The 12,491-nt window shown below is 48.1% G+C and carries 7 protein-coding genes; 5 read left to right on the forward strand and 2 right to left on the reverse strand.

What is annotated here, in order from left to right:
• The first annotated feature begins 6 nt into the window (after window positions 1-6).
• From M8T91_RS08995 to M8T91_RS09010, 4 genes are all read left to right on the forward strand, one after another.
• The gene (locus tag M8T91_RS08995) at window positions 7-1,602 is read left to right on the forward strand and encodes a glycerol-3-phosphate dehydrogenase/oxidase (RefSeq protein WP_301418895.1); all 1,596 of its coding nucleotides are present in this window, start codon (window positions 7-9) and stop codon (window positions 1,600-1,602) included.
• A 41-nt stretch (window positions 1,603-1,643) separates the two neighbouring features.
• Complete coding sequence (locus tag M8T91_RS09000; RefSeq protein ID WP_301418897.1) at window positions 1,644-3,200, forward strand: FGGY-family carbohydrate kinase; 1,557 nt, start codon at window positions 1,644-1,646, stop codon at window positions 3,198-3,200.
• Window positions 3,201-3,799: 599 nt separating this feature from the next.
• Window positions 3,800-6,082, forward strand: coding sequence for an alpha-amylase family glycosyl hydrolase (locus tag M8T91_RS09005; RefSeq protein WP_301418899.1), 2,283 nt, complete (start codon window positions 3,800-3,802; stop codon window positions 6,080-6,082).
• Between the two features lie 168 nt (window positions 6,083-6,250).
• On the forward strand, window positions 6,251-8,098 hold the full coding sequence (locus M8T91_RS09010) for a glycoside hydrolase family 13 protein (RefSeq protein WP_301418901.1): 1,848 nt from the start codon (window positions 6,251-6,253) through the stop codon (window positions 8,096-8,098).
• A gap of 267 nt (window positions 8,099-8,365) precedes the next feature.
• Here the strand turns inward: M8T91_RS09010 and M8T91_RS09015 are convergent, their stop codons facing one another.
• The gene (locus M8T91_RS09015; RefSeq protein ID WP_301418903.1) at window positions 8,366-9,655 is read right to left on the reverse strand and encodes a tyrosine-type recombinase/integrase; all 1,290 of its coding nucleotides are present in this window, start codon (window positions 9,653-9,655) and stop codon (window positions 8,366-8,368) included.
• A 173-nt stretch (window positions 9,656-9,828) separates the two neighbouring features.
• Window positions 9,829-11,247 carry a DUF4397 domain-containing protein gene (locus tag M8T91_RS09020; RefSeq protein ID WP_301418905.1) on the reverse strand — a complete coding sequence of 473 codons (1,419 nt, stop codon included), beginning with the start codon at window positions 11,245-11,247 and terminating at the stop codon, window positions 9,829-9,831.
• A gap of 482 nt (window positions 11,248-11,729) precedes the next feature.
• Here M8T91_RS09020 and M8T91_RS09025 point away from each other — a divergent pair, with 482 nt between their 5' ends.
• A complete protein-coding gene (locus M8T91_RS09025; protein ID WP_301418907.1) occupies window positions 11,730-12,422 on the forward strand; it encodes a VOC family protein in 693 nt (230 codons plus the stop codon).
• Window positions 12,423-12,491: the final 69 nt, after the last annotated feature.

Raw genomic sequence — 12,491 nt, forward strand, 5'->3', positions numbered from 1 at the left:
TACCCAATGTGGCAAAAACTTTGGCAGCCCGGTCAGCGGGAAATTCTATTCAACAAACTTGACAATGAAGCAGAACATTGGGATGTGATTATTGCCGGTGGAGGCATTACAGGGGCAGGAATTGCCAGGGAAGCCGCAAGACGGGGCCTGAAAACACTTCTGCTGGAACGTCATGATTTTGCCTGGGGTACTTCCAGCCGTTCTTCGAAAATGATTCATGGTGGGTTGAGATACATTGCTGCCGGTGATATCAAAACCACACTCCACTCTGTACACGAACGTGAGCGCTTAATGGATGAAGCGCCTGGTCTGGTGGATAAAATGGCCTTTATGATGTCTCATTATAGAGGCAAGATCCCAGGCCCCATGATGTTTAATATTCTGCTCAGGATATATGATTTTTTTGCTGGGCGACGCTATCGGAAATATTATTCTCTGAAGGAGACCAAATGGGTTTGTCCTTATATCAATGAAAAAAACTTGATAGGTGGGACACAGTTCACTGATGCAATAACCGACGATGCAAGACTGGTTATGCGGGTATTGCGGGAAGCGCAGAAGGATGGCGCGGCCGTCATCAATTATATAGGTGTAAAGCACCTGCTTAAACATGATGACAGGGTAGTCGGCGTTGAAGTGGAAGATGCCCTTACCGGTCAACGTCGTGCACTTAAAGCCAAAGTGGTGATTAACGCTACCGGTGTCTGGGTAGACGAACTACGCGGTGAGATAGCAAGGGAAAAAAAAATTCGACCTGCCCGAGGGAGTCACATCGTGGTGCCATTCTGGCGGCTCCCTGTGGCACAGTCATTGACTACATTTCACCCAAATGACGGCAGACCAATATTTATCTACCCATGGGAAGGCAGGACAGTCATTGGCACAACAGACCTTGATGAGAAAACTGTTGAGAATGTTGAAGCGAGTATGACCCGTGAAGAAATGGATTATTTGATTGCCGTGACTCGTTATCAATTTCCTTTAGCACAACTGGAAGAGAGAGACATTCTGTCATCCTGGGCAGGTGTAAGGCCACTTATTGCTTCTGGTGCCCTGAATCCTTCTAAAGAAAAGCGCAATCACAGCGTATGGGATGATAATGGCCTGGTATCGGTCAGTGGTGGTAAGTTGACCACCTTTAGGTTGATTGCTCTTGATGTATTGTCCACTGCCAGAAAATATTTGTGTGAATATGAGAGCAGGACAAATTCAAAAGCGATATTTTCCCGGTTTACTCCAGAAAACGGATTGTTTTCGGGGCTGCCCTCTTATCTGAAAAAGCGTCTTTGCGGTTATTATGGTAAAGACTCAGAGTCATTGGTGTCTGGCGCGAAATGCTCTGAACTTAATCTGATACCGGGAACTCATTCAACCTGGGCAGAATTACGCTGGGTCGCAGCCAACGAAGCCGTAGTGCATCTTGATGATTTACTGCTTCGTAGAACTCGACTGGGTTTGCTGTTGGCAAAAGGTGGTATGATCTATGAGGATAAGATATATACTGTTTGTCATGAAGCTCTTGGCTGGACGGAGAAAAAATGGACTATAGAAAAAGTCCGTTATCAAAAGATCTGGAAACAACATTACAGTATCCCAGCCTAAACAAGAAAGATAATGGTAAGTCCGGAATCAGAGAATAGATTGTGAAATTTTCACAGTATTTTTTAGCCATTGATAATGGAACCCAGAGTGTACGTGTGCTGGTTTTTGATAATCAGGGCAATGAAGTCGCTAAAAGTAAAGTACAATTGGATGCTTATATTTCTGAGCATCCCGGCTGGGCTGAGCAGGACCCACAGTATTACTGGGATTCTCTGAGAAAAGCTTTTGACGGGTTGTGGGCTACAGGCAAAGTAAGACCTGAGGAGGTTCGTGGTGTGTCACTGACAACCCAGCGATACACTATGATTAATCTAGATGAAAAAAAGAAGCCACTGCGGCCTGCCATAGTCTGGATGGATCAGAGAAAAGCAGTAGCACAGGAATCTCTTGGTGGAATCATTGGTTTTGGTATCAAATTGCTGGGGCTCAGTAATCTGATTGATGATCTGCGATCCAAATCACGGTGCAATTGGATTGCGCAGAATGAACCGGAAATATGGAGAAAAACTCGGTATTATGTCAGCCTGTCAGCCTATCTAACCTACAAGCTAATTGGTGAATTAAAAGATGCTACCGGATCGACTATGGGGTATCTGCCCTATGACTACAAACGACAACGCTGGGCTAAAAAATCTGATTTAAAATGGAAGCTGCTCTCCTGTACACGAAATATGATGCCTGAACTGGTTAAAACCGGAGAGTTACTTGGACATATTTCGCAAGAAGCTTCTAAAATGACTGGTCTTCCAGCTGGACTGCCAATGATTGCAGCAGCTTCTGATAAAGCCTGTGAAGTACTTGGAGCAGGGGGTTCAGAGCCTCATATTGGTTGTCTCAGTTATGGTACAACGGCAACTATTAATACAACCACATCAAAATATATTGAGATTCTTCCATTTATTCCCCCCTACACTGCAGCAATTCCTGGCTTTTATAACACAGAGATGATGGTCTATCGTGGATTCTGGATGGTGAACTGGTTTAAGAATGAGTTTGCCCATTACGAGCAGCGCAAGGCAAAAGAACTGGGGTTAGAAGCGGAACAGCTTTTTGACGATCTCTTAAACAAGGTACCGGCGGGATCTATGGGTTTGATGATGCAGCCTTACTGGTCTCCGGGTGTTCGGCAACCAGGACCCGAGGGAAAAGGGGCCTTGATTGGTTTTGGTGATGTCCATAAACGAGCGCATGTATACCGTGCAATTCTGGAAGGTCTGGCTTATGAACTACGGCAGGGAAAAGAGCGAATAGAGAAACGTAGCCGCGTTCCAATTACACGCCTGAGGGTATCCGGCGGTGGCTCACAAAGCGATGCTGCCATGCAGATAACCGCAGATATTTTTGGTCTTACTGCAGAGCGTCCACATACCTATGAAGCCTCTGGACTTGGGGCTGCGATTAACTGTGCGGTGGGGCTGGGAGAATACCTGAATTTTCCAATGGCCATTCAAAATATGACGCGAAAAGGGGATGTATTTGAACCGCACTATCCAACGGTGCAACTCTATGATCGACTGTATAAAGAAGTGTATCTAAAAATGTATAAACGACTGAAGCCGCTATATCAATCTATTCGTGAGATAACCGGATATCCATAACCATCTGTTAGGCTTGAGCGCTGTGTTATCTGCTATTCAGCTTCACGGATTAAGATCGAATCTTGGCTATACCTGGGCTGGGATTCAACTTTCGCTGAAAAATCTGAAGCAGATGCTTGCAAGGCTAGTGGGTTAGCGGTGCAATTGGTACTTTCCTGTATTTTTGGCAGGTATCCAGGTCGCCTCACCCTTGACTAGTTTCCTCGAGGAGGTTAACTTCCGACAAGCCTGGGGTGATTCAAAAAAGCATAAGTTCTGCCCCTGAACCAGGGCCTCTTTGAATGTAAGAGCGAGCAAATCAGGAGAGAAACTCGCCGGACAATCTACCACCAGCGGTAAAGCGACCATACTTACCGGCATTCTTTTGATCGAAATTTTCACAGACAAGCTGGCAACGGCTGCTGTTGTCTTCAGCCCCCCTCTACGCCCTCCCAGAGGGGGAGGGATGCACCTGTGATTTTGATAAAATCCATTAAGCTCGTACCCCACTACCGGTAGAGTTTCTTGCCCATCCATAAAAGGGGAAGCTGCGGGCTCGGTGACTAGGGAATGCAATTTTTTCTCTACTCTGTTCACTCACCCACAAGAGATGAGAATCAATGAATAAAAAAATCACGCTGGGACATTTTGTCATATCCAAAGTACTGGCCATTGGCATCGGGTTGTATGCACTTGCACCACTGGAATCGAATGCCGCAACCTCTTCGGGCACACTGTCTCCGGTCACGCCAAAGGACGTCGTTTACCAGATTATTACCGACCGTTTTGTGGATGGGGATACCTCCAATAATATTCCCGCCGGGTCAAGCGCCAGCCTATTCGATGACCCGGACCAGGACGGGCTCGGCAATGGAGACGACCTGAAGCTATACCAGGGTGGAGACTGGCAGGGTATTGTCGATAAAATCTCCTACCTGAAGGACATGGGTATTACTGCAGTGTGGATTTCCGCTCCCTATGCGAACCGTGATACGCCAATTTACGACTACAAGGAGAGCGGTGGCTACGATCTCTGGACAAGCTTTCACGGCTATCATGTACGCAACTATTTCGCCACCAACAAGCACTTTGGTCTCATGCAGGAGTTTGAGGCGTTGAGGGACGCGCTGCATGCCAACGGCATAAAACTCATTATCGACTTCGTATCGAACCATACGAGTCGCGGCAGAAACCCGACGTCTGAAAACGCTCCAGAGGACGGAAAACTTTACGAGCCTGACAAGGACAGCAACGGCAATTATGTGTTCGACTCGAATGGTAATCCCGTCGACCACAACTCAGACGGCTACTTCGAAAACCTGCTCGCCGATCCCAACTATGATACTAACTACTGGTTTCACAATCTCGGTGACCGCGGTTCCGATGACACTCAATTCGGATTTCGATTCAGGGACCTGGGCTCACTGTCCGATTTCTCCACTGAGAATGCAGCCGTTGTAGCGCATCTCGAGAAGGCGGCAAAGTTCTGGAAGTCCAAGGGTGTGGATGGTTTCCGCCATGACGCTACACTGCACATGAGTCCTTCGTTTGCCAAAGGGTTCAAGGACGCCATCGATTCCGCCAATGGCGGCCCAGTGACCCATTTTGGAGAGTTTTTCATCGGCCGCCCAGACCCCAAGTACGATGAGTACCAGTCTTTTCCAGATCGAACCGGTATCAATAATCTCGACTTCGAGTACTTCCGCGCATCTACCAACGCCTTCGGTAACTTCACCGAGACGATGAGCGCGTTTGGCCAGATGATGACTGCCACCAGCGCCGATTACGAGTATGAGAGCCAGGCGGTCACCTTCCTCGACAACCACGACGTCACCCGCTTCCGCTACATTCAGCCGAATAACAAACCCTATCATGCGGCCCTGGCCACGCTACTCACCGCGCGCGGTACGCCGAACATTTACTACGGAACCGAGCAGTACCTGACCTCCGCCGACGCCAGCGATATTTCCGGTCGGGTTTTCATGGAAAGAGAAGTCCCTTTCGATCAGGCGACAACGGCCTACAAGACAATCCAGTTGCTCTCTGCCCTGCGCCAGCAGAATGAGGCCATCGCCTTTGGCGAAACCGCCATACTTTACAGCACTCATGATGTGCTGGTATTCAAGCGGCAATTTTATAATAAACAGGTGGTGGTCGCGGTCAACCGCCAGCCGGACCAGTCGTTTTCTGTCCCGGCCATCAACACGACCCTGCCGGCAGGAAATTACAGCGATGTGCTGAGCGGTCTGCTGTTCGGGGACACGGTGACGGTTGGCAGCGGGCAGATAGCACCCTTCACACTGGAGGGAGGTGAAGTCAGTGTCTGGTCTTACAATCCGGACTTGGGCACCGATATTCCCCGTCTGGGCAATGTGGTGTCCACCATGGGGCGCGCCGGGAATACCATTTACCTTTATGGCACGGGTCTCGGTGGGGCCGTCACGGTCAAATTCGGCAGCACCGCTGCGGCCATTATCGCCAATAGCAATACTATGATCAAAGCCGTTGTGCCCAGCGTGAGTGCGGGTGTTAGGCAGATTACGGTCACAAAAGGCGGCAATGTCAGCAACCCGTATCGCTATGAAGTGCTGTCGGACGACCAGAATCAGATTATCTTCAAAGTCAACACCAGCACCAGCTTTGGACAGAATGTCTACATCGTTGGCGACATTCCAGAACTTGGCAACTGGGATACGTCCAAGGCGGTTGGCCCCTTCCACAACCCGAACTATCCTGAGTGGTTTCTACCGGTCTCCCTGCCGAAGCTCACCACGGTGCAGTATAAGTTCATCAAAAAGGATGACAGCGGTAACCTAATCTGGGAGGGGGGCAGTAACCGCTCGATTACCTCATCCTCCTCCGCAACCGGAACCTTGGAGACGAGTGTATTAACCTGGCAGTGATGCCCGGTCTCGAAGGCTGCAACGGGACTATATGGCGGCCTAGGGATCGAAGAAGGGTGTTCCAAGGCCGCTTACAGTGGTCACGGGACATCCTTCGTCCCGTTATTGGTAATCGATTGCACCCTCACTATTTGATAAATTGACGAAGTGAATCAAGCAGTATTTTTTATGAATAACATTATCCAGCTTGCCGTGCGTACACTTATCTTGGCTACGTTTGCCATTCCAATTGTATCCAATGCCAGCCAGGGTGAAGAATTCGTTCCGCAGTGGGCCAAAAAGGTCGTTTGGTACCAGATTTTCCCGGAACGTTTCCGCAATGGCGACACCAACAACGACCCTGCTATGAAGGACATACTCGGCGCAGATCCCCAGGAGCCGCCGAAACAGTGGCAGGTCCACCCCTGGGGTAGTGACTGGTACAAGTTACAGGCTTACGAGAAAGCTAATGGTGAACCGGAGTTGTGGAAACACCTTTTGCGGCGCCGTTACGGCGGTGATCTGCAGGGAGTTATCGATAAACTCGATTATCTGAAAGCGCTCGGCATCAGCGCCATCTACCTCAACCCGGTATTTGATGCCCCTTCCCTGCACAAATACGATGGGGCTAGCTATCACCATGTCGACCCCACTTTCGGCCCTGACCCGGCAGGTGATCGAAAACTAATGGCCACAGAAGACCCTCTGGATCCATCGACCTGGGTCTGGACCAGCGCTGATGAGCTGGCATTGAACCTGATTGATGAGGCGCACAAACGGGACATCCGAATCCTATTCGATGGCGTGTTCAACCATATGGGCATCAATAGTTTTGCCTTTCAACATCTGCGGCAGCACCAGCAGGCGTCCCCCTATAAGGACTGGTTTATCGTGGAATCTTTTCGGGATGATAAAACCGGTAGCAAATTTAAATATTCCGGCTGGTTCGGCGTGGACTCGCTTCCGGAATTTAGAGAGGATGAAAACGGGCTGGTCAAAGGCCCGAGAGACTATGTATTTGCCGCTACCGAGCGCTGGATGAATCCGAAAGGCAAGGGCATAGAGCATGGCATTGATGGCTGGCGGCTGGACGTGGCCTTCGAGGTCCATCACAATTTCTGGAAGGCCTGGCGCAGCCATGTCAAGTCGATCAATCCCGAGGCCTACTTGACCGCCGAGATTGTCGATGTACCGGAAAATGTAAAGCCTTATTTTCAGGGCGACGAATTCGATGGTGAGATGAACTACAATTTTGCTTTCACCGCGGCAGAGTTCTTTTTCAACCCACCGGACATGAATATCAGTGTCAGCGCGCTTGACCGCAAGCTGGCCGACCTCAGGGAGCTCTACCCAAAGGGTGTCGCCTATGTGGTGCAAAACCTGTTTGGCAGCCATGATTCCAACCGCATCGGTTCACATATAGTGAATCGCGGTATCGGCAACTTCCGGGATTGGGGAAACTACTTCTCTAGATCACAGGTCACCAATAATCCCGGCTATGTTGTCAGGAAGCCCAATGAGCATGAAATTCAACTGCAAAAGCTTTTCGCTATCTTCCAGATGACTTATGTAGGTGCGCCGATGATCTACTACGGCGATGAAGTGGGCATGTGGGGCGCAAACGATCCGGATACACGCAAGCCGATGATATGGCCGGACATTGAGTATGATGATGAAGTCTATCTGCCCGATGGCAGCAAGCGCTCCCCCGATCAGGTTAGTGTTAATACCGACCTGTTAAGACATTATCGCAACCTGATTCATATCCGCAACCAGAATCCGGCACTGCAACTGGGCGATTTTCAATCGGTGTTAATTGACGATAAGCGCCGGCTTTACGGCTATCACCGGGTGCATCAAAACAACCAGGTGTTGGTTATACTGAACAAGGGTTCGCAGACAAATACTATTTCGGCGGAGATTCTTGGCGATTCAACCTGGCTCGATGTGCTGAATTGTCAAAAAGACAATTTCGACCAGCGGCGTGGCAAGATAGTGATCCCTGCGCACGACGGTCTGATTCTAGTGCGACAGTAAGGCATTTTACCTACTAATAATCTTGATCATTCCGGCACTTTCGACCTTAAAGGAACGTAAAGGAGAGGGAGGGAATTCGTATTGATCGAATGTAACACACGAGTTTCTTTCCACCTTCACCAGTCGCTTCTAGCAAGTCAGGTAGGGGAGGGCGTTACTCACTGGGATTTTGCAGCAGTTGAATCTGATCAACCCTAATTGGAAGGCTTTAATCCGGTTATCAAAGCCTATCGGGGGTTTTGGTCACGGTTCAGTCAGCTGAACTTACTATACTCGCCGCATCCTTCCAGAAGCTGCACGCTCTTTATCGTCTGCATGGACATATTCTTTATCTGTCGTACTCAGTTTCCCATGCCCCAAGTCTGCTGACAGGTCTTTAAGCGCTCTAGTATCCACATCCATTGAGGCACCGGTATGACGAAGCCAATGAGTTGAAGTGGCCAAGAGGACCTTCGCATCATCTTCAAAGCCATCTCGGGCCATATTTTCACTTGCCAAATCAAATGCCTCTTGGGCCAGCATTGCGATTGTTCGTGCTCGCAGCCCTGGATTATGTTTTCGCATCGAGTGGAGTAGGGGAGAAGATTCTCCAACCGCAGGTAATCCGTCCAAGCCACGACTTAGACGATAACGTCGTAAATAGTCAAGAAAGTCGACTGGTACGCTCACTTTTCTCTTTTTATTGCCTTTCCCAAACGCGATAAACCACCAGTCATCCTCCTCCCTGAAAAAATCTCCCATCTTAGGGCTCCAGTTTGGCCGGCACGACAATTCACTGACACGTAAATAAAGACTCTTCATAACTGCAATGATAAAAAGATTCCGCTCCCATATCGGATCTTGGTCGGCCTTCATTCTGGTACTCTCTAGAACATACTCCCACTGTAGTGCCGATAGGCGCTTAACCGAATTGTTGGACACATCAACGATTAAATGAGGGGAAGCCTTTTTTACCGCTGCAATTGCGTTCCCAAAAGCGTAATCCTCCTCAACCAGATGATTGTATAAAACGCTCAGGTTTGAAAACACTTCCCTAAGGGATTTCTGCGCAAGGGCGTAATTGCCAGAGTCTGGTTTAATAGCGGTGTCTGGAATACTCCTCATTAATTCCTTGCGTTCAGCCTTACTTAATTTTACGACAAATGGTCTCCAATTCTGATTGGGCTTCTTCTGGCCGCTCTTAGACTCAAACCTCCTGCAAACTCGGACAGCAATCCAGCTTTTGGGGGGGTTGACAACGAAATCGATGTACGCTTCGATATCCCGTTTTTTCATCAAGGCAACTGATTTACCGTGAATACACCAGGCCCACAGTAAAAAACGTTCAGATTCACTCCTAAAGGCATTGTAAGTTGCTTCAGATCGCCGACATTTACTCCAGAGAAAGTCCTTTGCATGCCAATAATCGTCAATAGCTTCCGGAACAGGTCCATCAGCTATCGAATTGACAAATGTCTTAACTGCGGGAATGTCTTCTGGAAACAGAATACTGCGCTTTAGGGCATAGAATGGGCGGTATGAGTCAAATAGCGGAACCGCTTTAAAACACTGAGACATAGAGCATCGCGAAGTAATTTGGTGCTTGAAATCATAGCTCTTTTATTTCCAATAGTAAACACTATTGGAAATAAAAGAGGGGAGAAATACTACTGCTTCTGAGCGCCGGACAAAACCTGACACTTAGAGTCCAGGAACATGGGTACGGCGCTCATTGATATTCGCGATAGGCCCTATTCACCCAGCAAGGTGACTGCAATCAATGGTGCACCGGTTTCACTGGCTGATGGATCACGGGCGATCACCGTATAATTCTTGCCGGCGTTTAAATCCAGTGGACCCGTTTGAAATGCGATTACCGTATCATCATTCGCTGCCGTAACTGTCACTACATAGACACCCTCAGGAATCGGTAACTGACTGGTAGCTGTTCCATAGGCCAGATCTTCAATAACCGGTTCAGAATTACCAAGGTCAATGCTTTCTGTCAGGTAGATATCCACCGGAATATTTTTGGCGATTTCATATGACCCGTGAATAACACGTAGTCGGGCCTCGGTTGCCACAGTGCGACGATCATCAACGGTTAGTAATGCTTCCAACGTTTCATCGACCAAACTGCCGATAGCCACTGCGGTATAACTGGTTCCCTGTTGCAAAGACAGCTCTTCCAGTTGAATAGGCGCTACGGTATTATCGCTGTCCGCAGCTACGGTAATATCATAGTTGCCAGCAGGAGCTGCCAGACTATTGTAGGTGCTGTTTTCTGGATAAGATAATGCATCAATCACTTCAATCCCATTTACCAAAACATCGACTTTAGGTGTGTCGAGGGAATTGTGTACCATTCTGACTTCAGCACCGACTCCGGTGTCGTAGAGAATACCAGCACCCTCAGCATCAATGGCCAGTAAATTCACCGGGTTTGCACCAATCCCTGTTGTGTTCTCAATTGCTGCTACCAGTAAATCAGTTCCCTCTGCTAGCGATAAGGTTCCGCTATCATACACTACAGTACTGTCACCATTCGGGGTAATTCTCACCTGATACTCCCCAGCGGCTACAAGTAAAGGGGCGGAATTGTCGCCAAAACCAATATCTATAGGGGTAATTTGACCCAGGGGTTGACCCGGGGCACCAATATAAATATCCACATTTCCCACCTTAGGGGCGATATGGAGGAGATTGAGACGAATATTACCTGACCCAATATCGGATATTTCACTGCCAATAACTTTGGATTTGATATTGATCTCATTGCCATCCAAAAGCTTGTCATATGCAATCACGTCGGTCAGAGTGTCATCTTCCAACGTCAGGGTCACAGGCCCGATTACGCTTAATTCTGTGCCATCCGGTAAAATGCCCCTGACTTCAACCTGTAGATCACCGGCAGGCACCTCAGTCAGACCGGTAGAGGTTGAGTAATCTACATCGCCCTGAAAAAGCTCTCCATCCACATACAAGTTTACCGGTGGTGCATCGGGGGATGCGTGCGTAACCCGTATTAGTGCGGTCGCATTATCTGGCGTGGGAGGTGGTAAAAGAGTCAAACTGTCATCATCATCATTTGAGCAGCCGGAGATTATTAGTAGCATGATGGGAACGAATAAAAGTGTTATTATTCTGGTTGAATGTATTGATGCACGCATTGTATTTATCCTGAAGATTGCCCAAGTGTGCCATTAATACGTACGCAACAAGTATCTGGATTCATTTTCCTTGAGATTTGGTTATTATTCGTTGAAAAATAGCCTGATTTTTAGATAAGATTCTACGGTCATTGTTTATTTTTGGAAATTTACATTAAAAATCAATGGGTTATATATAAAGGGCCGGATTTTTACACCGGCGCGCCCTGCCCTATCCACTCAATTCCGGATAGCCAAAAGTCTCAATAAGCCATGCCACTTTGATATAACACCCGTTGAGGCAGTCAATGCTCAGCATTTAAAAATACTCAAAAATTGTCCGCCCCTCCCTGTAAACACAGGATAGTGGAGAATAATACGATGGTATTTTGTACACTTGTCAAGTCCCGGCTTTCTGTAAGATTATTGTTTATGATTTGACTGTATCTGGCATCAACACTAAGGGTGAGTCAGAACCAAACCGAAAATAACAAGGTGCTGTCATGAAAACACGTTGTAGCCATGTTTTACTATGGGTAAAGGAGATTCACCAAGCAGTGCGGGACTTTCGCCAGCTTGGGTTCACAGTAGACTATGCGACAAAGGAAAAAAAAGCCCAGCACGCTCATGTTTGGTTTCGTGAAGGCGCCATTATAGAGCTGTTAACATCACCACCGAATGCACGTTATTTCAAATGGTTAATTGATATTTTTGCGGGCCGGGGGGCAGGAAACAGGATGATGCGTTGGTCGCAGGAGGGAGAGGGTTTTTGCGATGTTGCCTTGGTGAGTGACGATTTCGATAATGATCTGTCAACACTGAAGCGTGCGGGTATTGCTATGGGACGTGTGGTGCCATGGCGCCGCACTAAACCAGACGGCCAGCAAACCAGCTTTCGATTTGTTTACCCTCGTACTGAGCGACTGCCGTTTATTGTGAGTCCTTATAATCCATCGCAACATCCCGAAAAAACTGAGCATGAAAATGGTGCGGAAAGTTTAAGCAAGGTGCGTATGGAGGTCAGTGAAGAAGACTGGCAGGCAGTGAAATGCCTCACGGCCGGCGATCCCACATTCATCATAACACCCGGCCCCAAAACTATGGTCACAGGTATTGAGATTGCCTGCCTCAAGAAAGCTTTGGATCCTGCATTATTACACGGTGCAGTTATTGAAGTCAGCTCGACTGATACTTAGTCTGTTGTAAATTGTCCGTGATGTAGTTCAGACTAACTCTATAATACTTGACCATGGTTCATTTTTGAA

Origin of the sequence: Microbulbifer sp. MI-G (assembly GCF_030440425.1) — a bacterium.
Classification (GTDB): Bacteria; Pseudomonadota; Gammaproteobacteria; order Pseudomonadales; family Cellvibrionaceae; genus Microbulbifer; species Microbulbifer spongiae.